Here is a 24,920-nt window from a genome sequence, read left to right on the forward strand (position 1 = left end):
AATGACAGACACCCGACAGGAAAGCGACAGTCTTGGCACAATTGAGGTGCCGACGGACCGCCTGTGGGGTGCGCAAACCCAGCGCTGCCTGATGAATTTCCCGATCGGGACCGACATGATGCCAGTGCCTTTCGTGCGGGCCCTTGGCTTGCAGAAAAAGGCGGCTGCCCTGGCGAACAAGGACCTTGGCCTGCTGGACGCCAAACTGGCCGACGCCATCGCGGTCGCAGCAGGGGAGGTGGCCGAGGGCAAGCATGATGCGGAATTTCCCTTGCCGGTGTGGCAGACCGGCAGTGGCACCCAAAGCAACATGAACGCCAATGAGGTGATCGCCAATCGGGCCAGCGAAATGCTGGGTGGCACGCGCGGCAGCAAAGAGCCCGTGCATCCCAACGATCATGTAAATATGGGCCAGTCATCGAACGACACCATCCCCACGGTGATGCTGGTCTCTGCGGTGCAGGAGCTTGAGGGCAAGTTGCTGCCTGCGCTTGACGGCATGATAAAATCGATCGCCCGGTTCCGGGAAAAATTCGGGGGTGTGATCAAGCTGGGGCGCACCCACTTCCAGGATGCGACGCCGATCACCCTTGGTCAGGCCTTCTCGGCCTATCAGGCGCAGGTGGATGCCGCCACGGGCGCCCTCAAACAGCAATTGCCGCGTCTGAGCCAGTTGCCGCAGGGCGGCACGGCGGTGGGCACGGGCCTGAATTGCCATCCTGATTTCGCATCTGGCTTCTGTGATCACCTGTCGTCCCTGACCGGGCTACCGTTCAGCCCTGCCGCCAACAAGTTTGTGGGCATCAGCGCCCATGATGAACTGGTGGCGCTGTCAGGCGTTCTGAACGGCGCGGCGGCTGCGCTGATGAAAATCGCGGGTGATATACGGCTGATGGGCTCTGGCCCACGGGGCGGGCTGGCAGAACTGATCCTGCCGAAGAATGAGCCCGGATCATCGATTATGGCAGGCAAGGTAAACCCCACCCAGGTGGAAGCGCTGACCATGGTGTGCGCGCAGATCATGGGTAACCACACGACTGTCACCATCGCCGGCAGCCAGGGGCAGCTGGAACTGAATGCCTACAAGCCCGTGATTATCTTTAACGTGCTGCAGTCTATTCGGTTGCTTGCCGACGCCACTGACAGTTTCACTGCGCGGTGCCTGGACGGCTTGAAGCCCGACCCCGACCGCATCGACACATTGTTGAAAAGTTCCCTCATGCTGGCCACCTCACTTGTGCCGCATATCGGGTATGACAAGACGGCGGAGATCGCTCGTCTGGCAAATGACGAAAAACTGCTGTTGAAGGAAGCCGCGCTCAAGCTCGGATATGTGACGGAAGAAGATTTCGACCGCTGGACTGATCCGTCCCAAATGACCCATCCGGCTGATAGCTAGCTGGCAGCTAAGCGAAAAGCACGGCGTACCGTGCTTTTCCTGTTTGCCATAGTACCGTATCGGAGCTTAAGGGGTAGCTCAGAAGTCGATCTGGGCTGCCGACAGATCAGCTGACGAGATACCGTCCAGAAAGACGCCCGTGCCTTCACCGGTTTCGATGTACACACCGATGACGAACGATGCGTCTACGGTGTCCATTTGGTCGGTTGCGTGTGCGAGCAAGCTTTCAAGGTCGGTAAAGTCGATTTCAGTGTCAGTGAAATCAAGCCGGTCTTCTGCAAGGTCGAAACCGATGATGGTATCGTCCCCATGTCCTTCAAGGAACACGAAGGTGTCGGCTTTGTCACTGGCGATGAAAACATCGTCAGCCTTTGTGCCTTCGCCGCCGCCATCGATGGTAACGCCCTCACCGGGCTCCAGTTCTGGCGGTGGTCCAGCACCGTCACCGATGCCGCCGTCGGGCTCGACCGGCAGGATGGTAACTTCACCGTCCGTGCTTTCGGCGTCGCCTTCCGCTTCCGGTGGCGGTCCGGCACCGTCACCGATGCCACCGTCCGGCTCAACCGGCATGATGGTGCCATCACCATCAGGGCCCTCTGTGCCGTCAGTGTCCTCGGTGTCACCTTCAGGTGGTGGTCCGGCGCCGTCGCCGATGCCGCCATCAGGCTCAACCGGCAATGGGTCACCTGTCGGGATGGGGCCAGCCCCATCGCCAATGCCGCCGTCCGGCTCCATTGGCAGGCTCGGGTTGCCGTCATCGGCGGACAGCCCAAACAGCCCCCTGTAGTAATCGCGCGCCCCGTCCGAGAACAGGTCGAGCTTTACCGTGGTTTCGGGCGCGGCAATGCCACTTGATACCCCAAAATTCCACGCCCCTGTCATTTCGATCAACATACCTCTCCTTAAATTGATCTTCATGTCCAAAAAACTGGCCAGGGTTGCGGCCAGCGGTTGTATTTTTGGTTTTTGGGGCTGAACCCAATATGAACGGAAAATTCAGAAAAGGGTTTTCCTGTTAAGGAATCGCGATATTCATCGTTTTGTCATGGAGGCCAGCTGTGGAATATGGTTCCTGGCCAGTGTAGGGGGTGGGGTGAGGTGCCAGCAGGGGTTGTGGCATTAAAAAGGGAGGCGGAAGCGCCTCCCCGGATGCTGGCTCAATCAGTGAGCGGATCAGTTTGAAGGCCGGATCAGCGTACCTGCACCGCGCTCGGTGAAGATCTCCAGCAGCATGGCGTGGGTCACGCGGCCGTCCAGAATGACGGCGCCCTTTACACCAGCTTCTACGGCCTTGATACAGGTTTCGACCTTAGGGATCATACCGCCTGTGATGGTGCCGTCCGCCCTGAGGCGCGCGATGTCATCCGGGTCCAGCTCTGTCAGCATTTCCTTATCCTTGCTGAGCACGCCCGGCACGTCGGTCAACAGGAAAAAGCGCCGGGCACCCAGGGCGCCAGCGATTGCGCCGGCCATTGTGTCGGCATTGATATTATAGGTATTGCCGTCGTCCCCCGCCGCGATCGGCGAAATCACGGGGATGATGCCATTGGCGATGGTCTGTTTCAGGATCGTCGGGTCCACATGGGTGGGCTCACCCACGAAGCCAAGGTCGATGACCTTCTCGATATTGCTGTCAGGGTCTGGCTGGGTCTTTTCCATCTTGGTGGCGGTGACCAGCTTTCCGTCCTTGCCGGACAGGCTGACCGCCCGGCCGCCCGCAGCATTGATGTCTGCAACGATGGATTTGCTGATCGACCCACACAGCACCATTTCGGCAATATCAACCGTGGCTTTGCAGGTAACGCGCAGGCCGTCGATAAATTCGGTCTGAATCGACAGCTTCTTGAGCATCTCACCAATTTGCGGGCCGCCGCCATGCACCACAACAGGGTTGATGCCGACTTGCTTGAGGAGCGTGATGTCCTGGGCGAACTGGCGGGCGAGCGTATCATCGCCCATGGCGTGACCGCCGTATTTGATAACAAACGTCTCGCCAGCGTATTTGCGCATATAGGGAAGCGCTTCCACGAGCGTCGCCGCCTTCTTCTGCAGTTTTTTCATATCACGGTCCACTGTAATCATGGCCTTATCCGTCCAAGGGGGTGAGTGTTGGGTTTAAGGCCAAGGCTGGCCCTAGTCAAATCGATAACCGCCAAAGTTTGTTGGTCGGTCGTCGGTCAACATGACACCCAGGGTCATCATCAGCTGTGCAGCATAATAGGACGCCCAGACGAAATAGCCGACATATTCGGGCACGGACATGAACTGGCGGGCGCCGAGCGCGGCGTCGGATGCCACAAACAGCACCGCCCCGATGCCGGTCAGGCGGAAGGGGAACTTGCTGAGGAGCGCTGAGGTTGCCATGGCAGTCAGGACTGCCGTGTAGGCATATACATACATGCGCATGTCGCCCAGGCTGTCATAGAGCATATAGCCGGAGATAAAGGCGAACAGCCACAGAAGAGATGACAGCCGCACTGGCAGCGTGCGCACGTCACCCATGGGTTGGCGGTTGGTCATATAGAGCACAATGAAGAAGACATGGGCAGCCATGAAACCCATCAGGCCCCGCAGGAAAGCCTGACCCGCCGGTTCGGTCGGGATCGCCAGCAGTACATCGCCGGCCACAGACGCCAGAAGCGCAAAAAACAGCAGCGCGTGTCCGAAGGTGCGGATATTGACGGCGACAAACAGTGCGAGGAATGTCACGGCACTGGCCTTTGTGAGCACCACCCAGAGGATACCGTCCGGGTACCAGCCACCGCCATAAAGGACAGCCCCAAGGAGTGACAAAACAATGAAGGTCTGTCCCAGCGCCTCAAGGACCGGGCGTTTGCGGCGGCTAAAGATGCGTGTCACGTGTTTGTCCTCCTCGCGCCACTATATGCAGGCTCCGGGGGTTGCCACAAGTCTTTGATTCAAATGTATCAATTTTGATTGCCGGAGGCCATAGCCGTGCAAGGGGCAGTTTTCAATTTGCCGCCTCAACGCGCGCTTTCAGGCGAGTCGCCTGATGCAACAACAGAAGGTTTGCCACGGCATAGAGGATCAGGATCTGGATCACCGTCAGTCCTGCGGCTATCAGCGCGGCGGCTATCAGCGTGCCGCCAGCCATGAAGGCGCTGTTGAACACATTGTTGGCGGCAATAGCGCGGGACCGGGCCTCGCGCGGGGTATATTCCTGCAGGATGGTATAAAGCGGCACGATCACCATGCCAGCCATCATGGCCACGCCAATCAGGGCCACCAGCATGGGCCAGTTTCCGACGGTCTTGACGAAGGCGCCGATACCCACAACCGTCTCGGCGGTATAGGCAACTTCCGGCGCATCAGGCAGGGCCAGCACGAACAACAGGCTGACAGCGCCAAGCCCCATCAGTGCTTTTGGCGCGAGCCGGGCGGAAATCTCGCCCTTGAGTATCCGGCTGCACAGCAGTGCACCAACGCCGATGCCGACGGAAAAACAGGCGATCACCAGCGTAATCACCGTCTTGTCGCCGCCCATGCGGGCAAAGACAATCTCGGGGATTTGCGCGATATAGATGGAGCCATAAAGCCAGATCCAGCTGATGCCGATGATGGCAGGCCGGGCGATATCATTTTGCCAGGCGCTTTTCAGAAGCGTGCCGGTTGAAGCGAAAATATTGGTCCTGATCGCAAGGTCAGGGGCGGCCTGGCCGGTTTTGGGAACCATGCGCCCGGTCAGCGTGCCAATGACGGCGAAGGCGATCATGAGGCCGGAGATGACAAAGTTCTCCCCGTCCTGGTTGATTACAAGGCCACCCACCAGAATGCCCAGAAGAATGGCGACAAAGGTGCCGGCTTCAATCAGGGCGTTGGCGCCCAGCAGCTCCTCCGTTTTCACCAGGTCGGGCAGGACACCATATTTGATCGGGCCGAAAAAGGTGCTCTGGAGCCCCAGGCCGGACAGCACGGCAACCATCATGTAGAAATTCTGGAAATAGACCGCGAAGGCGCCGGCCACCATCAGGCCGACTTCCCAGATCTTGATCCAGACAATCTGGTTGGTTTTCTCATACTTGTCGGCGAGCTGGCCAGCCAACGCAGAAAACAGGAAATAGGGCAGGATGAAAAGGCCGATCGCCAGGTTGGTCAGGATCGAGGGTTGGATGCCCATGTCCGCCGCCAGCTTGACGGTGATCAGGATCACCAGCGCCTGCCGGAACAGGTTATCGTTCAGGGCGCCCAGAAACTGAGTGATGAACAGGGGCAGGAAACGCCTTGTGCCGAACAGCTGCCACTGGGTGCGTGCCACGGGGTCGGCCTATTCTGCGGCTGCGGTGCGGTGGTGCGCCAGCTCATGGCTGGCCTGGCGGATAATCTGGAACGAGCCCGACAGGAAGATGGACGCCATGATGCCGGCCACGATCAGGTCAGGCCAGCCGGTGCCGGATACCCACACGCCGGACGCGGCCACCATCACCATCACATTGCCGATGGCGTCGTTGCGGCTGCACAGCCATACGGACCGCACGTTGGCGTCACCGTCCTTGAAGCGCATCAGCAGGAACACGCTGGCCAGATTGGCGGCAAGGGCTGCTGCCCCCACGCTACCCATGATGCCGGCGGCGGGCTGTTGCAGGTAGAAGACCGTATAGATGGTGGAGCCAAGCACCCACAGGCCCATGGCCGACAGGCTGAGGCCCTTGAACAGGGCGGCCTTGGCGCGCAGTGTACCCGCCTTGCCGATCACATAAAGCGACAGCGCGTAGGTGAAGGTGTCGCCCAGGAAATCAAGCGCATCAGCCTTCAGGGCCTGGCTTTGACCCACGAAGCCCATGGGCATCTCGATGAGGAACATGGCGGCGTTGATGATGATGACCAGAATGAGCGCGCGTTTGTAGCGCGGGTCCATCCCTTCGAACTTCACTTCATGACAACAACTTGCACCCATAACGGCCCCTCTGGTTTCACCTTATTTGGCCCGATAATATGTTGGTGTGCAAGGCAAAATTCTGGATGATATTCCATTACATATTTGCATTTGGGGCCTGTCTGTTGCGATGATAGGGCGCAAATGCAGGCAGACGGAGCAGCAACCCTATGACCCCATTTCTGAGATTGATTGCCAGCTTGATGATCGCCCTTGGGGCGGCGCAGGCAGCGCACGCCTGCATGACGGCGCCTGTTGAGGAAACAGGCGACCGGGTGGCGGGTGTGCCGGTGATCACGGGGCTGGATGCGGCACGTTTGCCGCAAGGCCGGCATGATTTCTATTTCCGCGCCGGGTGGCGCAATACCGGTGAGCCGATCCATGTGCCTGTGGTGGTGGTGCGCGGCGCGCAGCCGGGCAAGACGCTCTTGCTGACCGCCGCCGTGCACGGGGACGAATTGAACGGCATCGCGGTGTTGCACCGGCTGCTGGAGGGCCTGAACGCAGAGACCCTGTCCGGCACTGTCGTGGCTGTGCCGGGGCTCAATCAGCCGGGCATCAACGCCAACAACAGGCGCTTCCCCGTGTCGTCAGGCGGCGGGGCGCTGGTGGACCTGAACCGTAATTTTCCGGGCACGGATGAGGTGGGCGGCAGCACATCCGGCCGCTATATCGGCGCGCTTTGGGGTGGCCTGTTACGGCCCAATGCCGATTTCGCGGTGGACATCCACACCCAGACGAGGGGTGCGGCCTATCCGCTGTTTGTGTTTGCCGATTTCGGTAATGCGAAGGCGCGGGCGGCGGCGCACATGCTGGGCCCCGACATGATCAAGAACGACGCTGGCCAGCAGGGTACGCTGGAAACCAGCCTGATGAAGGAGGGCATCCCCGCCGTGACGCTGGAAGTGGGTGCACCCAAACAGTTCCAGCCCGAGCTGATCGACCGCGCGGTGTGGGGTATTATGAACCTGATGCGGCATGAGGGGCTGCTGGCGGGCGACGCAGAGGCGCCGCCTGTGAAAGCCATCGTGGGCTCCAATTACACCAATATCTATGCCGACAGGGGTGGCATTGCCGTGCTGCATGTGGGGCTCAAAGACGTAGTCACAAAGGGTCAGAAGGTGGCGACACTGTATGACGCCTTCGGGCATGTCATCCGCACCTACAAGGCGCCGCATAACGGCTGGGTACTGGCCATTTCCACAGACCCGGTCCGGGAGGCGGGCAGCATGCTGCTGCGTATTCTGCAATAGGCCATCACAGATATCTGATTTTTTCATGAGCCAAAGGCGCCCAAGTATCGTAGAGATGGCGCAACCGATTTGATGAAGCGGCAGTAGGATTTATGACGAGCAGGAAACCGACAGATCACCCAACCGTGGCCCATGGCAAGCTGGGCATCCTGATGCTCTCGCTTGGTACGCCCGACGCGCCAACCTACGGCGCCGTCAGGAAATATCTGGCGGAATTTCTGTCTGACCCACGCGTGATTGAAACGCCGCGTCTGATCTGGCTGCCCATCCTCCATGGCCCGATCCTGACGTTCCGGTCCGGCAAGTCAGCCAAGGCCTACGCCAAAATCTGGGATAATGAGCGGAATGAGAGCCCGCTCCGGACCTACGCCCGCAGCCAGGCAGAGAAACTGCAGGCCGCGTTCGGGGATGAGGCAGAGGTTGAATGGGCGTTCCGTTACGGCACACCCTCCACCAAGGACGGCCTCACGGCCCTCCGCGACAAGGGCTGTGACCGTATCCTCCTGTTCGCGCTCTACCCGCAATATAGCGCCACCACCACCGCGACAGCGTATGAGAAAGCCTTTGACGTGATGCGCGACATGCGCTGGATGCCTTCCGTGCGCACGGTGCCAGCTTACTGCGACACGCTTGAGTATCCGTCAGCACTTGCGGCGAGCGTGAAAGACAGCCTCGCCGGCCTGGATTGGGAGCCGGAAAAAATCCTGGCCTCTTACCATTCGATCCCACGGTCCTACTGGGACAAGGGCGACCCTTACCCCTGCCACTGTTTCAAGACCAGCCGGCTTCTGGGCGACGCGCTTGATTTGCCGGAAGGCAAGCTGGTGACCAGCTTCCAGTCGCGCGTGGGCCCCACCGAATGGGTGCAGCCCTACACGGACAAGACGGTCGAACAGATGGCCAAGGACGGCGTCAAAAAACTCGCCGTGCTCGCGCCTGCCTTTTCACAGGACTGCCTTGAGACTTTGGAAGAAATCAATATGGAGCTCAGGGAAACCTTCCTTGAGCATGGCGGTACCCACTTCCACTATATCCCGTGCCTCAATGACACAGAGCAGGGCATGTGGGTGCTCGAAAGCGTGGCCAGGAACGAGCTCAAGGGCTGGTTGAGTTGAAAGTTTGTTAAAGTTGTTTTCTGGTGATAGTGTTTGCTATTGGGGGCAGGAGCAAACAGATTGGCCACGGAACACTTTTCGAAGGTTACTTTTAGGAATTATAAGGCGTTAAAGAATTTCCGTCTGCACTTGAACGAGTTCAACGTTCTTGTGGGTCCCAATAACGCTGGTAAGTCGACCATAATTGGTGCGTTTCGTATTTTAGCTGAAGGTATTCGTAAAGCTAAAGCCCGTAGGGCGATTCCCATTAATAGTGAAGTCTACAAAGGGTTGGGCTACGAGGTCCCGCTGGAAAATCTTCCGGTAGCGACAGAGAACATATTTACCGATTATGACGATAGCGAGCCTGCAGTAATTGAGTTCGAGCTATCATCCGGGATGGCTCTTAGGCTCATTTTTCCTGCAAATGATGTTTGCTATATGATTTGCGATGCTTTTGGACGTGTTATTCGCTCGCCAGCAGAGTTTAGAAAGAGCTTTAAGGTTTCTGTGGGATTTGTGCCAATTTTGGGGCCAGTGGAACACAATGAAGTCTTGTACCAAAAGGAAGCTGCAAGACTTGCTCTGTTAACCCATCGGGCATCCAGAAATTTCAGGAATATCTGGTATCATTATCCGGATGAATTTGACGAGTTTCGCGAAATGGTCAGGGCAACATGGCCAGGCATGGATATTGAGAAACCCGAAGTAGATACTTCATATGACAAGCCGGTCCTTCACATGTTTTGTCCCGAAGGGCGGTATCCTAGAGAAATCTTCTGGGCGGGTTTTGGATTTCAGGTATGGTGCCAAATGCTGACCTATATCGTTAGGTCTAGAGAAGATGCTCTGCTGATCATTGATGAGCCAGATATCTATTTACATTCTGATCTGCAAAGGCAGCTCTTGGAGATTTTGCAGCAAGCTCAGCCAGACATTCTGATCGCGACGCATTCGACAGAAATCATTTCAGAAGTGAACTCAAGTGATATTCTCGTCATTAACAAGAGTGGTCATGTCGCTAGTCGAATTAAGAATCCTAACCAACTCCAATCCGTATTTGGCGTTCTGGGGTCGAATCTTAATCCTACTCTTACGCAACTGGCAAAGACACGGCGTTCTCTTTTTATTGAAGGAAAGGATTTTCAAATTCTCTCCGCTTTTGCCAGAAAACTGGGCTTTGATCTACTTGCAAATCGTGCGGATTTTGCTGTGGTGCCTGTGGGAGGCTTCAACCCATCGCGAGTTCATGACTTTGCAAAGGGCATGGAGCTAACATTGGGCACTGAAATTTTGAAGGGTGTAGTATTTGACCGAGATTATCGATCCCCGGAGGAGGTGTCATATATCAAGATTGAACTCGATAAGTTTTCTGATTTTTCCTACATCCATGGCTGTAAAGAAATAGAGAATTATCTGCTTGTTCCACAAGCAATTGAACGGGCAATAAAGACTAGGTTGAAAGAAAGAGCCCGCAGAACTGGTAAGCCGGTGTCATTCTCCCTCGATGTTATTGGTTTTTTGTCCCAGATTTGGGATGGCCTAAAAAGCAAGGTTCAAGCACAATTTATTGCAAGACGTACAGAATTTCTGCGTAAAGAAAACCCCAGTCTTGATGACGCAACTATCACACAGAAATTGCTTGAGGATTTTGAGGCACTTTGGTCTGATCAATCTGTCAGACTCAACATGGTCCCAGGTAAGGAATTTTTGTCTACTTTGAATAATCAACTGCAGGACCAATACAAGATTTCACTAACTAATAAGCAGATTGTTGCCGCTACAAAGAAAGAAGAAATCCCACAAGAGTTGATAGAATTGCTAGGGAATCTTGAAAATTTCAGAAAACTAAAAGCTTAGCCCTTCACTCCATCCCCATCATGCCGGTGATCTCTACAATCACCTCGCGCTCATATTCGCCTTCGAACTCAAGCGTCAGCGGGAAGACTTCGCCTTTCTTCAGCGGCCCGGTGAGGCCCATCAGCATCACATGATAGCCGCCTGGTGCGAATTCAAACGTCTCACCGGGCTTTAAGGGCACGCTCATCACATGGTCCATCTTCATGATGCCGTCTTCCTCATAGGACCGGTGGATCATGGTGGTGTTCGCAATATCCGTGCTGGCGCCCGTCAGCTCAATCACATCGTGGGTGTTGTTTGTGATGGTTAGATAGACGGCGGCAGAGACCGTGCGGCTGGTTTTGCGCGCCCATACTTTTTCAACCTCAATGCCTTCGCCTTCATGCTCGCCGTGTGCAAGCGCGGGAAGGGCAAGGCCAAGGGTAACAAGAAGGGTGAGCAGCAGTTTTTTCATCGGTCAGGTCTCCTTGGAACAAGCAGATACCCTGAACTGCGGGGCGCGCGCAAGGGACATCAGGTCGCAGGGACCGCTATGGATGCTGAAACAAGTTCAGCATGACAGATAGTGTTTACGGTGGCGAAGCCTCCAGGGTCGTCACCCTGAACTTGTTTCAGGGTCCATACTGCCCTGTACCAATATTTGGTAGTCAGGTCGCGCCTAGGCTGCATCCGTGGCGCAGATCAGCTCATGCTGGATTGCGGGTTCGAACGCCGAATGGCCAGCCACCGGTACGATCCTCAGGTTGGCCCATGGCATAGCCTGTGCCAGTTCCCACGCGCTGGTCGGCGGGCAGATGGCGTCATAGCGGCCCTGCACAATGGTGACGGGCACGCCCCTGAGCTTATGGGCGTCGTCCAGAATCTGGTTGTCGGTTTCAAGGAAGCTGCGGTGCTTGAAATAATGGGCCTCGATGCGCGCGAAGGCGAGCGCGAACACAGGGTCCACCGAATGGGCGCGTTGTTCTTCGTCCGGCACCAGGGTCACGGTGCTGCCTTCCCACAGGCTCCATTCCTTTGCGTAGGTCAGGCGGTCTTCTTCCCAGGCCGGGTCCACCAGGCGCTTATAGTAGGCACTGATCAGGTCATCGCGCTCTTCCTCAGGGATCGGGCTGATGAAACGGGCCCAGGATTCAGGGAAAATGCTGCTGGTGCCGCCCTTGTAGAACCAGTCCAGCTCGCGCTGGCGCGACAGGAAAATGCCGCGCAGGATCAGGCCGCGTGTGTGTTCCGGATAGGCTTCACCGTAGAGGAGCGACAGTGTGCTGCCCCACGAGCCCCCGAACAGGAACCAGCTGTCGATGTTCAGATGCTGGCGGATGGCTTCCATGTCAGCCACGAGGTCCTGGCTGGTGTTATGGTCAAGCGATGCGTGCGGGCGGCTTTTGCCGCAGCCGCGCTGGTCAAACAGGATGATGCGGTATTTCGCCGGGTTGAAGAACCGGCGCTGGATCGGGCTGGTGCCGCCACCGGGGCCGCCGTGCACAAACACAATGGGAATGCCCACCGGGTTGCCCGATTGCTCCACATATATCTCATGCCCGCCCGGTACCTTCAGGCGTTCGCTCACATAAGGCTCGATGGATGGATAAAGAGAGCGGAGGGTCGTTGTACTGTCTGCGCGCACCGTGCTGTCCCGTAGTTTTTTGCCGTCTGAGGTTTTATTCAGGATAAGCGGCAGAGGTTAATAAAACAAGAAACACAATTGCGCGTCTGGCGGGCAATGAAAAAGGCGCCATGTGGCGCCTTCTCACTGTCATACTTGGGCGGTTATTCCGCTGCCTGGCGCCGTGACTTCAGGATACGTTCGGTCAATGCGAAATCACCCGGGTTGTCCACATCGATCGGCGCGTCCGCAAACGGCATGCGAACCACGCGTACGTCCAATTTCCAGCGCCGCGACATCATCCGTGCAAGCTGGTCAATGGTCGCCAATTTATAGCGGTACAGCAGCATGAACATCAGGCCGAAGGCCTTCATGATGCGCTGCGGCTTCTTGCCGAACTGGCCGCCGCCTTCAAATATCTTGGCCGCCTTGAGCGCCTTGTCGTTCGAAAGCGCATAGAGGTTGCAGCTTGACCAGCCGCCATCCTTCAGGTTGTGGAACGCGCGCTTGCCCTCGGGGTATGCTTCCAGAATCACGGATGCCGGGGTCATGGCAATGGCTGCGTCGGGCTTGCTTTCAGCAATGTCCGCGCAGAAATGCTCGACCATTTCCGTGGTATGAAGCGCATTGTCACCGGTGGTGATCACCATCGGATACGGGTCTTCGATCTTGGCGGTCGCTTCTGCGACAGACAGATACAAGTTGTCCGCGCTTGGCACAAAGTGTATTTCACCCTTGTCCAACATGGCCGCCAGCGTCGGCACAGACCGAAGCAGTTCTTCGCTTTCGATGGAAACAAACACCCGGTCGATGCCGCGGGCGTTCTTGATTTCGTTGACCACGCGCTCGAGCATCACAACATCGTCCAGCGTTACCAGGCATTTGTGGCTGACACCCTGGATTTGGGCAACGGCGTCGGCTGGTCCGCGGCGACTTGCTGCCAGCACGAGGGCGGTGGCTTTCTTTGTCTCAGTCATAGGGATGTCCCTCCTACCCAACAGGGCATAGTGTAAATCAGGCTAGTCCGATAAGGAAGACATGAGTTTTCGCGCGGGTGCGTCACTTTGAAGCGCCATCAATGTCTCTCTTGCAGTCCTATATCGTTCGGTATCCAGAAGGGTACCCACACAGCCGTCGAATTTGTCCCAAAGCTGGTCCAGCGTCAGGGGCGCAGCACTTGAGCCCACAGGCATTTCCACGCTGATGCTCATGGTGGTGCCGGATTTCAGCGTGACATGAACTTCGGTCGGGAAATCGCTTTCCAGCTTTTCCACATATTCCTTGCGAACAAGCGGTAGAAGAGCGGTAACTTCCGGGCGATCAATCGCAGACTCTTCATAGTCCGCAAGTGTCGCGTTGCCAGTCAATAAGCCAACAGCGAGGCCATATTCAAGGCTGAATTTGGCTTCCATCGAATTTGTTGGCCGCTCATACATCAGGTTGCGGAGGTGCGCGGCTGGCGCGCGGACGAATATTTCCGCCACATCTGGGGCCTCAAAACCATGCTTTTCCTTTAGCGCCAGCAGGCCATCGAGCGACCGGTGCACGCTGCCGCAATTGGGGAAACGCTTCAGCTTCAGGCCATATTCCTCAATGTGCAGCGGCGTACCGATGTCTGTGGTGGCGAACTGGACCTTCTGGCCGTATTCGTCCTTGTCGGCCATGATCGCCCGCAGTTCTTCCACGTCCTGCCCCACCATCAGCGTGCCCATGCCATTCGGTGCATGCAGCGTGTTTGCCCCTGCCGTGATGCCGGCTTCGGCAAACTGGGCGGCCTGAACGGCGCCTGCGGCGGCGAGGCCAGCGTGCAGCGGTTTGGTCATGGTGCCAAACTGGCTCATGAAGCCGCCCGCAAGGCTGGTGGACAGGGAAATGGCGTGGGCTGTTTGTTCCTCGGTCAGCCCCATCAGGCGTGCGCACCCAGCCGCCGTGCCCACGGCACCCACGGTTGCGGTGGCGTGCCAGCCGCGGCTGCGGTGGAAGGGATTTACGCCCTGGCCCACACGGCCAATCATCTGCAGGCCAACGATATAGGCGTCAAGAAGCGCATGGCCCTTCAGGTCGCGCTCATCCGCGATGGCCAGCAGCGCAGGCACCAGAACGGCGCTGGCGTGGGCTTTCGCGGGGTCGAAATTGTCGTCAAAATCCAGGGCATGGGCAGCCGTGCCATTCACCAGCGCCGCCATCGGCGCCGACAGGCCTTCCGTGAAGCCTACACCGCGGCAGTCACCCCGGCCCCATTTGGCCGCCAGCGAGAAGACCTTGCCTGTGACGTCCTCGACGGCGCCAGGGATCATCACAGCAACGGTGTCAATGAAGGCATCGCGGGCCCGGTCAAGCGCGAGGCCCGACCAGGAGGCGTCCACGCCAGCCGTCCATGCTGCAAATGCGTGCAGCGGGTTATCCGAATTGACCTTCATATGTCCCTTGGTGTTTTATATGGCTTGTGTGTTGGTCTGAATTCAGCAAGATTTATTTATAGTTAAATAAAACCGGCAGATAAAGTCCGTGTTTGTTTTTCAGGCGGCTTCTATGTGCCGCTTTAATAGGATTTATCAAGAGGGAAGTGGCAAAAAAGTGGCGGGAGCGCTGACAGATAACGGCTTTGTAACGGTGGAAAACGGTAGCCCGAGCGCCATGGTGCGCCTGCACGGTGACTGGACCATCGACAATGCCGTGGATATCGACAGCGCCATGCCCGGCGTCGTTGCCGCCTGCAAAGCGGGCGCGGTGGTTGATTGTTCCGCCATTGGCAGCCTGGATACCACGGGCGCCGTTTTGATCCGGCGCTACTGTGCGGCCATCGAGGAAGCGGGCGCTGCTGTGCTCACTGGCGTGCTGGCGGCCCACAAGACCCTGCTTGATGTCATCACCTGCTGTCCGCCACCCGCGGCCACGGAGCCAGACCATGCGCCGTGGTACCTGTTGCCGCTTCTGCAGGCGGGCGAGGCCACCATGAGGGCCCTTCGGTCTTCGGCCCGGCTTCTTGGTTTCCTTGGACTGGTGCTGATGCGCCTGTTCGGCTCCCTGTTTGACATGGGTCGTGTTCGCCTCGTGCCAGTGATCCATCAGATGGAAGTGGTGGGGCTTCAGTCCATGGGGATTGTGGGGCTGATCTCTTTCCTGATCGGTGCCGTGATGGTGAACCAGGGCGCGATCCAGCTGGCGCGGTTCGGCGCTGATATCTTCGTCATCGACATGTTGGGGATCGGCCACCTCAGGGAACTGGGTATTCTTTTGACCGCCATCATCATCGCAGGCCGGTCCGGCAGCGCTTTCACCGCCCAGATCGGGTCGATGGTGCTGCATGAAGAAGTGGACGCCATGAAAACGCTGGGAATGAATCCTATCGACGTGCTAGTGCTGCCGCGCCTTGTGGCACTTGTGGTGTGTCTGCCGCTACTGGCTTTCTATGCCGATATTGTCGGTATCGCGGGCGGGGCCCTGATGGCCTGGATCCAACTTGATATCACCCCGGCCAATTTCCTGACCTACTTCCGCGAGGTAATCTCGATCGACCATTATTGGGTCGGCATCATCAAGGCGCCTTTCTTTGCCGCCGTCATTGCCACCACCGGCTGCTACCACGGCCTTCGGGTGCACGGCAGCGCCGATGCGCTCGGCATGCGCACGACAAGGAGCGTCGTGCAGTCCATTTTCCTGGTGATTGTGCTGGATGCGCTGTTCGCCATCTTCTTTACCAGTGTGGGGCTATAGGCGTGGCGGATAATCGGGACGACATTGTGGTGAAAGTGCGCGGCCTCAAGACCGCCTTCGGCCCCCATGTGGTGCATGACGGGCTGGACCTGGACGTAAAGCGCGGCGAAATTTTGGGCGTGGTTGGCGGCTCGGGTACGGGCAAATCAGTGCTCCTGAAGGCCATCATCGGGCTTTTGAAGCCTGAGGCCGGCACCATTGAGATCAATGGCCAGGACCGTGCCGCTATGACAGACGAAGAAGACCGCCTCTCCCGCCGTGACTGGGGGGTACTGTTTCAGGACGGCGCGCTTTTCTCGTCGCTTACGGTCGGGCAAAATATCCAGGTGCCGCTGAGGGAACATTTCCATATGTCCCATAGCCTGATGAAAGACCTGGCGCTTTCAAAGCTGCAGATGGCGGGGCTTTCGCTGGATACAGCAGCCAAGTTCCCGAGCGATCTGTCTGGCGGCATGCGCAAGCGGGCGGCGCTGGCGCGCTCGCTCGCGCTGGACCCGGACCTCCTGTTCCTGGATGAACCCACAGCGGGACTGGACCCAATCGGTGCCGCCGCGTTCGATGAACTGGTGCAGGAGCTCAGCCGATCGCTGGGGCTTACGGTATTTCTGGTAACCCATGATCTCGACACGCTTGTCAGAGTATGCGACCGTATCGCTGTGCTGGGGGATAAGAAAATCCTGATCAATGCGCCGCTTAAAGAGGTGATGGCCTATGACCATCCCTGGGTGCAGGAATATTTTCATGGTCCCCGTGCGCGGGCCGCCGGCGCACAAGACTGAGGCCAAAGACTAGGTAGGACATAGGCAACGACATATGGAAACTCGGGCATCACATATATTGGTTGGCAGTTTCGTGCTGGCGTTCCTTGCTGGCCTCATCGCCTTTGCTATCTGGATCGCCAAGGTGGATCTGGACGCCGAATACCGCGAATATGACATCCTGTTCGATGGCTCTGTTTCGGGCCTCTATAAGCGCAGTATTGTTTATTATCTGGGTATTCCGGTGGGTGATGTGCGCGATATCACGCTGGCGCCAAACGATACACGCAAGGTGCGGGTTCATGTGCGCCTCAGGGACGAGGTGCCGGTCAATGCCAGCACCACGGCGCGGCTTGAATTCCAGGGCCTGACCGGCGTGGCTTACATTGAGCTGAAAGGCGGTGCACAGGGCGGCGAGCGCCTGAAGGCCGAGCCGGGGCATGAGTATCCAGTGATTGCGGCCGAAGCGTCTCCTTTGATGGAGTTTTATGAAAGCGCCCCAAACCTGGTGAATGAGGCGATCCTGGCGATTGTTCAAGTACGGAAGCTGCTGAGCGACGAAAATATCGGCAAGGTTGCCAGTGTCCTTGATAATGCCAACCGGGCGGCGACGAACCTGGCGGATGGCACAGAGGATTTCGACACCCTTGTGGCGGACGCACACGAGGTGATGCTTCAGGTGAATGAAACCGCCGCCAAACTGGGCGCATTGGCGGATAGCGGCAACAAACTGTTGGCCGAAGACGGGGAACAGCTGATGGCCGAAGCCATCGAGACCATGAACGCCGCCCAGGCCATGTTGGAGCGTGTTGATGCGCTGGTGGCAGCCAATGAGGATAGCGTGACCCAGTTTGTGTCGGGCAGCTTACCGGAAGTGTCGCGGATGATCATGGATCTGCGCAGCACGGCGCGCAGCCTGTCCCGCCTGGTCAGCAAAATCGAACAGAACCCGGCAGAAACCCTGTTCGGGCCAAACCAAAGCAAATACGACCTTGATGCGCGCAAGGTGAAGGAGACGAAAGAGTGAGGCAGGTTTTCAAAAGCAGTGCGCTGGGCTTGTTGGCCGCCTCCTTTGCCCTGGCGTCATGTGGCCCCATAGTTTCCTTTGGCGATGAAGGTCCGGCAGATACCATCTATACACTGCGCTATCAGGGCGGCTTTGCTGACGGCAATGGGCCTGTGGTCTATGTGGATGAGCCAACGGTGGCGGACGGCCTGAAGGGGGAAGCTGTGGCTGTGGCTCTGCCTGACAATCAGCGCAGCACCATTGGCGGCGTGCGCTGGTCTGCGCCGGTGTCCGACCTGACGCGGGACTATTTCACCCGGTCGTTCGGTAGCGAGACCGATGCGTTGTTGGTCGGCGATGGCGGCCTGGACATCCGGGCGGCTTGCCGTCTGGGCCTGAAGGTCTGGGAACTTGAATATGTTCCTGGCGAAAGGGCAGGGGATGACCGCGTCTCGATTGCCATTGAAATGTCGCTTGTGCGGCTGAAAGACAATCACCTGATCAGCAAAGCCACGTTCAGCCAGACCCCCACTGTTGCTGGCGAGGGCACAGATGCCGTCATGGCAGCCTTCAATGGTGCCATGGCTGATCTGTCAGGTGACGCTGTGGCTTGGTTCGGTGCCCGTTTTTCCCAGTGCGAGGCTGGTTAGGCCTCACCTTTCCTGAGTTCCCAGAAACTCCACGCCAGCAGCGTGCCGCTGGTCAGCGCAATGGCGTAAAACAGCGGTGCCGGTGCAGCTTTCGTATACAGAAACCCTGCGGCCAGCGGGCCAGCTACCCGGCCAAGCGCTGATATGCCGCTTGATAACCCCAGCGCGGCCCCTTGATGGCGCCGGTCCGTGCGCTGCGAAAGCAGGCTGTTGAGCGCGGGAAACGAAAGGGTCATGCCGCTCATCAAAAGCGGGAAGGCAATCAGCGCCACCAGGAATGAAGGTGTGGCAAAAATAATCACCATGCAGCCGATCAAATGAATGGTGCCCCCCAGTACCAGCGCCTTGAGTTCGCCAATGCTTTTGAACAGCGGCCCTGTGGCCAGGGACTGGATCGCGGCGATACACAGGCCGATGGCGCCCATCAGGTTGCCTACTTCCTCCTGGCTCCAGAACAGCAGGTCCTTTGTCCAGAAAGGCATGATGGTGAAAGCCATGATCTGTCCGGCAGAGGTGACGATGAACATGGAAAACAGGGCCAGCTGCGCCGGCGTTTTCAGGAAGGTGGACCAGGGTGCTCTCTTTGGCGCTGTGTCAGCTTCTGTTTCCAGGGGGCTGGATATCGTTTCGGATATGAAATAATAAGCCATAATCGCCGCTATGAGCGACAGGCACGCTGCCGCAAGCCCAGGCAACAGGATGGCGGACCCGCCGCCTGCGGTGCTCAGCCCACTAAGTTGGCCGCCCACCAGCGGGCCGAAGGCGAACCCCAGCCCGAAAACCGCACCGATCAGCCCCATGGCGCGGCCGCGGTTGCTTTCGTCCGTCAGGTCGGCCATGGCAGCCATGGCGATGCCCACATTGCCTGCCATTGCACCCGAAAAGGCGCGGGCGACAAAAAGCATCAACAGGCTGTCTGAAAAGGCCAGCAGGATATAGGACGCCATGGCGCCAAGGAAGGTTGCGGCCAGTGCCGTGCGCCTGCCGATGCGGTCGGACAGTCGTCCCCACAGGGGCCCTGCCGCAAAGGCCGTCAGCGAATAGATTGAAAACAGGCCCGCACCCAGCGTGGCTTCATCCAGCACGACACCGCCCACCGTGACCGTGCCCACATAAGGTCCAACCAGAAACGGCAGGATAGGCACGATGATACCGAAGCCCAGAAGGTCGATAAAAATGGCAAACAGGATGGCTGGCATGGCCTGATAAACTCTTGCTTAGTGGCTTTGTTTGATTGGTGGCACACTTGAACACACTTTGGCGCTGTCGTGTATCACGAATTTGCGAGAACGGGATAAAGTGTGCGGCCCGCGCGTTAGCTTGAAAGCGCGTCCACTTTTTCCTTGAGCGCCGCGAGCTGTGCCTGAAGATCGGCGATTTCCTTGTCCTTCTCGCCCGCCTTGGGCGCCTCCGCCGCGGGTTGGGCTGCGGGTTTTCTTGCAGCCTGGGGGCCGGACGTGAAGGTGCGCATGCTTTGTTCGAACAGTGCCAGGTTCTGGCGTGTCAGTTCTTCAAAAATCGGCATGAAATTGCCGGTGTCCACACCTTCGCCGCATGTCGAACGGATCTGCTCCTGATGCCGTGTCAGCACTTCCATCGCGCTCTGCAGGTAGCTTGGCACCATGGCCTGAAGGCTGTCACCATAAAGGCTGATCAGCTGCCTGAGGAAGGAGATTGGCAGCATGTTTTTTTCGCGGGTTTCTTTTTCAAAGATAATCTGGGTCAGCACCGCGCGGGTGATGTCTTCGCCCGTTTTGGCGTCGCGCACCACGAATTCCTCACCGGATTTGATCATGTCAGCCAGGTGGTCAAGCGTCACATAACTCGAGGTCTCGGTGTTATAGAGCCGCCGGTTCGCATATTTTTTGATGATGATCGGTTCGCCGTGGTCGCGTTTTTTCCGTGCCATCTTCTGTCCCATCCTGCCGCCCGGGTCCCCTTTCCTCGCATGTGCGAAAAAATCCGAAAGTGCGGCAAATCCTTGATTAATTCGCGGAATTAAATGGTATTTGGTGCGCTGCCGCAAGGAAAATTGTGCAAATGCACAAAGAAAATGACTTTGCGCTAAATCATGGCTTCCTATAGTGATTTTGTCATGCGCGACGAAGATATTGAACAAGCGGCCGACCTGTTCCTGACCTTGTGGCAGGAGAATATCCGTCTGTGGGCAACCGAGAAGGACCTGCTGCCGCACGCCGAACTTGCAGCCCTGCTGGAAGTGCCGCTGGATACTAAACCCGATGCCGGGGAAGACGCATGACCGCCGAACCACAAGACACGGCCCGCCCCTGGGGCGAGATTGAGGCGCAAATTCGTGGGCCACGGCCCATGTCGCTTCACCTTGCCAACAGCCTGATGATCTGGCGCGAAGCGGGCGCAGGTGTCCGCCGCCTGCGGGCCGGCACTGGCATGTGGCATTTGGGCGTGCGCGACAGCCTGGAGGCGCTCAAGGGTCTGATGCGCACTGAAGAGGACTGGCAGCGGCTTTATGCGGCGGTGGAAAAGAAAGCGTCAGGCCGGGCCGACACCATGTTGCGCGGCATCGCCAAATATATCGCACACCCCTACAAACGGCCGGAAAGCGCCGCGGCGCTCGCGCTGAAGATTGGCAGCTGTCGACTCTATGATTTTGGTGGGTCGGGTAAACCGATCCTGATGGTGCCCAGCCTGATCAATCCGCATTATGTGCTGGACCTGAAGCCCGGGCGCAGCCTGGCCGCTTTCCTGAAGGAACGGGGCTACCGCCCCTATCTGGTGCATTGGTATGACCCGGGCGAGGAAGAACTCAGGTTCGGTATTGGTGACTTTGTCATGAAGCGGTTGAAGCCGTTCCTCGAGCATGTCGCGGGTGTCGCCGGTGAGGCGGTGCCTGTGCTGGGCTACTGCATGGGTGGCACCCTGACAACCGCGCTTGCGGCGCGGGCAGGGGACATGGTCTCGAAGCTGGCGCTGGTGGCCGCCCCGTGGGATTTCGATACCAAAAAGCCGCACGCCGGCAAGAAATATGCGCCCGTGATGGCCGAAGCGCTGGCCAAACTGCCCACTGGCATGCCCCTGCCGGTGGATGCAGTACAGACCTTTTTCACCAGTGTTGACCCAACGCTCAACGACCGCAAGTTTCGCAAGTTCGAAGCCATGGACCCTTCAAGCGAAGCGGCCGAGTTTTTCGTGGCCCTGGAGACCTGGGCCAATACAGGCGCGCCACTGCCGCGCAAGGTGGCAGAAGAAACCATGTTGGGCTGGTACCGCGATAATACGCCGGGTCGGGGTGCGTGGTATGTGGGGGACGCACCGGTGCGGCTGGAGGACATCACCTGCCCTGTATGGATTGCCGCGCCTGAGGAAGACCGCCTTGTGCCGCAGGAAAGCGCCTACGCGATGCTGGATGGTTTGCCGAACGCCGTGGCGCACGATCCGGGCGCCGGGCATGTGGGTATGATGGTGGGCAGCAAGGCCCGCACGGGGCTTTGGGAGCCGCTCCTGAAGTGGCTGGAGGACGATCATGCGGCCTGACGTCCTTGCCTTGTACCGTTTCTATGAGAGCGCGCTGGGGCGCGCCACCTGCCCGATCATTTCGGCCAAGCTGGCGCGGCTGACAGCGCCAAAGGCTGACAGCATCACAATCGGATTTGGGTTTACCTTGCCCTATCTGGATTATCTTGCGCAGGCCGAACAGGACGCGGGGAGCCGGTATCTTGGCTTTATGCCCGCACAACAGGGTGTATGCCATTGGCCGGCCCATGTGGGTAGCCGGACAGCGTTGGTTGAGGAATATAACCTGCCGCTGGCCGATAGCTCGGTTGACCGGATGATCCTGGTGCATGCATTGGAGCATGCCAACAGGCCGGTGAATCTTTTGAGGGAAATTTGGCGTGTGCTGGCGCCAGGAGGCCAGTTGATTGCGGTTGTACCCAACCGGATGCGCAGCTGGGCGGCATATGAAGGTACACCCTTTGGCCATGGCAGGCCCTATTCAAAAGGGCAGCTGGCGACTTTTCTTGAAGAGCAGATGCTACCGGTGGACGGCTGGGATACGGCCCTGATGATGCCGCCCTTCATGCGGCCGATAGCTTCCAGAATGCTGAAGTATGGCGAACGCCCCATCGGCGTTCTGGGCAGGAACCTGGGTGGGGCGCTGATTGTCTCGGCGCGCAAACAGGTTTATGGCACCATCCCGAAAAGCGCCAAAAAGGTCGGTGTGATGCCGGTGCTGACAGGCCCTTGAGTTAGGCGCCGAAGTTCTTTTGCCAGACGTCTTCAAGCGCGGGCAAGGCATCGACCCGTTCAGCTACGGCATAAAGCTTGGGGCAGTTTTCCTTGAACCAGGTGCGGCGCGGTCGCCAGCGGGTCATGGCCGCGATGTAGATATCTATCAGCGTCATCTGGCCTCCCATCGCCCAGGGCGCGAACGGCAGGGAGGCTTCCATGTGATGCCAAAGGGCCTGGCGTCGGTCGTCTGTTGCCTGCCTCAGGGCCTTGGCGCCCGCTGTTTCCGCGATATAGCGTTCGGGGTGATCGCCATAAGTGAAGGTGGGGTAGATGCTGGCCACCAGCCACACCAGCCAGCGCAGGAAACTGGCACGCTCCGGCGCGTCGGGAAGGGGTGAGAGGCCGCTTTCCGGGTGCCGGTCCGCGGCCCACAGGCCAATGGCCGCGCTTTCAGTGAGCACAGTCCCGTCCGCAAGTTTCAGGGCCGGGATTTCGCGCATCGGATTGATCTTTGAGAAAGCATCGTCTGTCTGATCAAACTCACCCCATTCCATGGTGACCATATCATAGGGCTCACCAGCAAGCGTCAGCACGGCTTCGACAATGGCTGACCCGCCGCCCAAGGCACCGTACAGAATGGGTTTTACTGCCTTTGTCACCCGTCTCTCCTGATGTGATAGGGTTGCCTGGTGCTGGATATGCTTCAGAAGAACCTCGTGAGCATAGCGCGCAGTGTGGTTTTTTCCAGCGCCGGCTGTGAAAATTCTTCGGATTTCTGGCCTTGTATTATTATTGCGCAGATAATATGGTTTTGGTCATAAAATTATTCGAAACGTCAAGCTAGTGGAGAGCAATATGACGAACGAGACCCCTAACGATTCGACGATGGAAGAAAGCAAGGAAATGGCGATCCGTCAGGTGGCAAATGCCCTGCACCGCCTGAACGATGCTGTTATCTCCGCCGTGGGCAAAGGGGTAACGGTCGAACTGATGCGTGCTTCCCGCTACCACAACGAAGAAGGCGCCTGGGGCGACATGCTGGTGCCGATCATTCACAAGCAGGACTAGGCCATGCCGAACGGGGAGATCGTGACGCCAAAACTGGCGACGGCAGACGTGTGCGATGCCATGGGCCGCGCCGTTTCCATTCTCCCTGTGGATTTCAAGGATTTCGGCGGGTCGGTGGATTTTGCCGGCCCTGCCGTCACGCTTAGAACACTTGATGACAACACCAAGGTGCGCATGCTTCTTGAAGGCAAGGGCGAAGGCCGGGTGCTGGTGGTGGACGGCGATGCCTCCACCCGCGTGGCGCTTTTGGGCGGCAACCTTGCGGCACTGGCGGCCAAAAACGGCTGGGCCGGTGTGGTGATCTATGGCTGTGTGCGGGACCGGCACGAACTGTTGGCCGAAGACGTGGGCATCAAGGCGCTCAGGAGCTGCCCCAAGAAATCCGAAAAGCTGGATCGGGGCGACGTGAATGTGGAAATCGCCATCGCGGGCGTGCCCATCCACCCAGGTGACTGGGTCATCGCCGACGCCGATGGCGTGGTGATCGCCAAGGAACTGCCGAGCCTTTAAAAAACGACCACTGCCTGGCTTAGGGACAGTGGTCGAGTGCTCTCAGAAATTATTCTTCTAAAATCTATTCGTTTACCTGAACAGCGACAGCACCGCCTGTGGTGCCTGGTTGGCAATCCCGAGTGCCTGGAGACCCAGCTGCTGCTTGGTTTGGAACGCCTGCAGGTTGGCGCTTTCCTTGGCCAAATCGGCATCCACCAGATTGCCCACGCCCGTTTCGACGGTATCGCTCAGTTTGCTATTGAACTCGATCAGGCTATCAAGCCTTTTGGATGTCGCGCCAAATTGGGACAGGCCCTGATTTACGTCGTCAAGGGCATTTTCAATGACCGTCACAGTAGCCTGCGCGTTGGTGGCGTTATAAAGGTCAATGTTCGGCAGCCCGAACTGAAGATGTATGGCGCTCATATCGTCCGCAGGGAGGGTCAGAGTCGCGCCGTCTTTGCCGGCCAGGACACTCGAATCGGTGGCGCCTACGGTCACCAGGTTGACGCCGTCAAACTCTGCATTGTTGACGATGCTGTCGATCTGCGCGCGAAGCGCAAAGAAATCGTCGTTGAGCGAATTATAGGTGTCTGTATCCAGACCCTCCTGTGACGCCGCAACGGCCTTTTCCTTCATCTCGATCAGTGTGTCGGAAACAGCTTCGCCGGCGGCGATCGCGATGTCCATGATCTGCTTGCCGCGATCCAGGCTGGCTTTGACAGCCGACAGCTCAGCAAGATCGCCTTTCATGGATTGGGCAATAGAATATATCGCCGCATTGTCCTTGGCGGACGCGACTTTAAGGCCGGTATTAATTCGGGATTGGGTCTGGTTTAACGCGCCTTGGGTGGCATTCAAATTTTGCAATGCCGCAAACGCACCAGCGTTGGTGTTAACCGAGAATGACATGTTCT

Annotated in this window: 26 protein-coding genes; 13 read left to right on the top strand and 13 right to left on the bottom strand. The window is 57.9% G+C overall.

Features of this window, described 5'->3' with window-relative positions; translation table 11 throughout:
• Window position 1 precedes the first annotated feature (1 nt).
• Entirely contained in the window at window positions 2-1,399 is a 1,398-nt protein-coding gene (locus KORLAC_RS01160) for a class II fumarate hydratase (protein ID WP_068301588.1), read from the top strand.
• Between the two features lie 78 nt (window positions 1,400-1,477).
• Here the strand turns inward: KORLAC_RS01160 and KORLAC_RS01165 are convergent, their stop codons facing one another.
• The 5 genes from KORLAC_RS01165 to KORLAC_RS01185 form a co-directional block, all read right to left on the bottom strand.
• Window positions 1,478-2,293 carry an ICP22 family protein gene (locus KORLAC_RS01165; RefSeq protein WP_068301591.1) on the bottom strand — a complete coding sequence of 272 codons (816 nt, stop codon included), beginning with the start codon at window positions 2,291-2,293 and terminating at the stop codon, window positions 1,478-1,480.
• 279 nt (window positions 2,294-2,572) lie between these two features.
• Window positions 2,573-3,481, bottom strand: a complete 909-nt coding sequence (gene argB, locus KORLAC_RS01170; protein ID WP_082714429.1) for an acetylglutamate kinase — start codon at window positions 3,479-3,481, stop codon at window positions 2,573-2,575.
• Window positions 3,482-3,532: 51 nt separating this feature from the next.
• Window positions 3,533-4,258 (bottom strand): lysoplasmalogenase, encoded by a 726-nt coding sequence (locus tag KORLAC_RS01175; RefSeq protein WP_068301594.1) that lies wholly within the window; start codon window positions 4,256-4,258, stop codon window positions 3,533-3,535.
• Window positions 4,259-4,370: 112 nt separating this feature from the next.
• Window positions 4,371-5,675 carry an MFS transporter gene (locus tag KORLAC_RS01180; RefSeq protein WP_068301598.1) on the bottom strand — a complete coding sequence of 435 codons (1,305 nt, stop codon included), beginning with the start codon at window positions 5,673-5,675 and terminating at the stop codon, window positions 4,371-4,373.
• 9 nt (window positions 5,676-5,684) lie between these two features.
• The gene (locus KORLAC_RS01185) at window positions 5,685-6,314 is read right to left on the bottom strand and encodes a cation efflux transmembrane domain-containing protein (protein ID WP_068301601.1); all 630 of its coding nucleotides are present in this window, start codon (window positions 6,312-6,314) and stop codon (window positions 5,685-5,687) included.
• A 149-nt stretch (window positions 6,315-6,463) separates the two neighbouring features.
• On the opposite strand from KORLAC_RS01185, the gene KORLAC_RS01190 reads away from it, so the two are divergent.
• The 3 genes from KORLAC_RS01190 to KORLAC_RS01200 all read left to right on the top strand — a co-directional run bounded on the left by KORLAC_RS01190 (window position 6,464) and on the right by KORLAC_RS01200 (window position 10,500).
• Window positions 6,464-7,546, top strand: coding sequence for a succinylglutamate desuccinylase/aspartoacylase family protein (locus tag KORLAC_RS01190; RefSeq protein WP_082714430.1), 1,083 nt, complete (start codon window positions 6,464-6,466; stop codon window positions 7,544-7,546).
• 92 nt (window positions 7,547-7,638) lie between these two features.
• Entirely contained in the window at window positions 7,639-8,661 is a 1,023-nt protein-coding gene (gene hemH / locus KORLAC_RS01195; RefSeq protein ID WP_068301604.1) for a ferrochelatase, read from the top strand.
• Between the two features lie 60 nt (window positions 8,662-8,721).
• Complete coding sequence (locus KORLAC_RS01200; RefSeq protein WP_068301607.1) at window positions 8,722-10,500, top strand: ATP-dependent nuclease; 1,779 nt, start codon at window positions 8,722-8,724, stop codon at window positions 10,498-10,500.
• A gap of 4 nt (window positions 10,501-10,504) precedes the next feature.
• On the opposite strand, the gene KORLAC_RS01205 is transcribed toward KORLAC_RS01200, so the two are convergent.
• The 4 genes from KORLAC_RS01205 to KORLAC_RS01220 form a co-directional block, all read right to left on the bottom strand.
• Complete coding sequence (locus KORLAC_RS01205) at window positions 10,505-10,954, bottom strand: copper chaperone PCu(A)C (RefSeq protein ID WP_068301610.1); 450 nt, start codon at window positions 10,952-10,954, stop codon at window positions 10,505-10,507.
• A 204-nt stretch (window positions 10,955-11,158) separates the two neighbouring features.
• Window positions 11,159-12,124, bottom strand: coding sequence for a prolyl aminopeptidase (pip, locus tag KORLAC_RS01210; protein ID WP_068301613.1), 966 nt, complete (start codon window positions 12,122-12,124; stop codon window positions 11,159-11,161).
• Between the two features lie 143 nt (window positions 12,125-12,267).
• Entirely contained in the window at window positions 12,268-13,080 is an 813-nt protein-coding gene (locus KORLAC_RS01215) for an NTP transferase domain-containing protein (RefSeq protein WP_068301616.1), read from the bottom strand.
• A gap of 42 nt (window positions 13,081-13,122) precedes the next feature.
• Window positions 13,123-14,523 (bottom strand): MmgE/PrpD family protein, encoded by a 1,401-nt coding sequence (locus KORLAC_RS01220; protein ID WP_068301617.1) that lies wholly within the window; start codon window positions 14,521-14,523, stop codon window positions 13,123-13,125.
• A gap of 157 nt (window positions 14,524-14,680) precedes the next feature.
• Between KORLAC_RS01220 and KORLAC_RS01225 the strand changes: the two genes are divergently transcribed.
• Genes KORLAC_RS01225 through KORLAC_RS01240 form a run of 4 tightly spaced genes read left to right on the top strand, consistent with a single transcriptional unit; the run spans window position 14,681 to window position 18,234 of the window.
• A complete protein-coding gene (locus tag KORLAC_RS01225; RefSeq protein ID WP_160328568.1) occupies window positions 14,681-15,820 on the top strand; it encodes an ABC transporter permease in 1,140 nt (379 codons plus the stop codon).
• A 2-nt stretch (window positions 15,821-15,822) separates the two neighbouring features.
• Window positions 15,823-16,599: an ABC transporter ATP-binding protein gene (locus tag KORLAC_RS01230; protein WP_068301624.1), complete on the top strand. Its 777-nt coding sequence runs from the start codon at window positions 15,823-15,825 to the stop codon at window positions 16,597-16,599.
• Window positions 16,600-16,633: 34 nt separating this feature from the next.
• Window positions 16,634-17,605: an MlaD family protein gene (locus tag KORLAC_RS01235; protein WP_082714431.1), complete on the top strand. Its 972-nt coding sequence runs from the start codon at window positions 16,634-16,636 to the stop codon at window positions 17,603-17,605.
• A complete protein-coding gene (locus KORLAC_RS01240) occupies window positions 17,602-18,234 on the top strand; it encodes an ABC-type transport auxiliary lipoprotein family protein (protein ID WP_068301630.1) in 633 nt (210 codons plus the stop codon). Before KORLAC_RS01235 ends, KORLAC_RS01240 begins: the two co-directional genes overlap by 4 nt.
• Here the strand turns inward: KORLAC_RS01240 and KORLAC_RS01245 are convergent.
• Together KORLAC_RS01245 and phaR are read right to left on the bottom strand one after the other, a co-directional pair.
• Window positions 18,231-19,433, bottom strand: coding sequence for an MFS transporter (locus tag KORLAC_RS01245; RefSeq protein ID WP_068301633.1), 1,203 nt, complete (start codon window positions 19,431-19,433; stop codon window positions 18,231-18,233). The two genes, KORLAC_RS01240 and KORLAC_RS01245, sit on opposite strands and share 4 nt — an antisense overlap.
• A 116-nt stretch (window positions 19,434-19,549) precedes the next feature.
• A complete protein-coding gene (gene phaR / locus KORLAC_RS01250) occupies window positions 19,550-20,143 on the bottom strand; it encodes a polyhydroxyalkanoate synthesis repressor PhaR (RefSeq protein ID WP_068303089.1) in 594 nt (197 codons plus the stop codon).
• Window positions 20,144-20,329: 186 nt separating this feature from the next.
• On the opposite strand from phaR, the gene KORLAC_RS18850 reads away from it, so the two are divergent.
• Genes KORLAC_RS18850 through KORLAC_RS01265 form a run of 3 tightly spaced genes read left to right on the top strand, consistent with a single transcriptional unit; the run spans window position 20,330 to window position 22,459 of the window.
• Complete coding sequence (locus KORLAC_RS18850; protein ID WP_160328569.1) at window positions 20,330-20,494, top strand: hypothetical protein; 165 nt, start codon at window positions 20,330-20,332, stop codon at window positions 20,492-20,494.
• The gene (locus KORLAC_RS01260) at window positions 20,491-21,747 is read left to right on the top strand and encodes an alpha/beta fold hydrolase (protein WP_068301639.1); all 1,257 of its coding nucleotides are present in this window, start codon (window positions 20,491-20,493) and stop codon (window positions 21,745-21,747) included. Before KORLAC_RS18850 ends, KORLAC_RS01260 begins: the two co-directional genes overlap by 4 nt.
• Entirely contained in the window at window positions 21,737-22,459 is a 723-nt protein-coding gene (locus KORLAC_RS01265; protein WP_068301642.1) for a class I SAM-dependent methyltransferase, read from the top strand. The genes KORLAC_RS01260 and KORLAC_RS01265 overlap by 11 nt, the downstream gene beginning before the upstream one ends.
• 1 nt (window position 22,460) lies before the next feature.
• On the opposite strand, the gene KORLAC_RS01270 is transcribed toward KORLAC_RS01265, so the two are convergent.
• On the bottom strand, window positions 22,461-23,102 hold the full coding sequence (locus tag KORLAC_RS01270; protein WP_206594830.1) for a glutathione S-transferase family protein: 642 nt from the start codon (window positions 23,100-23,102) through the stop codon (window positions 22,461-22,463).
• A gap of 196 nt (window positions 23,103-23,298) precedes the next feature.
• Between KORLAC_RS01270 and KORLAC_RS01275 the strand changes: the two genes are divergently transcribed.
• Together KORLAC_RS01275 and rraA are read left to right on the top strand one after the other, a co-directional pair.
• Window positions 23,299-23,511 carry an SMc00767 family acetate metabolism repressor gene (locus tag KORLAC_RS01275; RefSeq protein WP_068301645.1) on the top strand — a complete coding sequence of 71 codons (213 nt, stop codon included), beginning with the start codon at window positions 23,299-23,301 and terminating at the stop codon, window positions 23,509-23,511.
• Window positions 23,512-23,514: 3 nt separating this feature from the next.
• Entirely contained in the window at window positions 23,515-24,021 is a 507-nt protein-coding gene (rraA, locus tag KORLAC_RS01280) for a ribonuclease E activity regulator RraA (protein WP_068301647.1), read from the top strand.
• 72 nt (window positions 24,022-24,093) lie between these two features.
• Here rraA and KORLAC_RS01285 read toward each other — a convergent pair whose 3' ends face one another.
• Window positions 24,094-24,915, bottom strand: coding sequence for a flagellin (locus KORLAC_RS01285; protein ID WP_068301650.1), 822 nt, complete (start codon window positions 24,913-24,915; stop codon window positions 24,094-24,096).
• Window positions 24,916-24,920 lie beyond the last annotated feature (5 nt).

The sequence above is a fragment of the Kordiimonas lacus genome, from assembly GCF_001550055.1.
In the GTDB taxonomy this organism is placed as follows: domain Bacteria; phylum Pseudomonadota; class Alphaproteobacteria; order Sphingomonadales; family Kordiimonadaceae; genus Kordiimonas; species Kordiimonas lacus.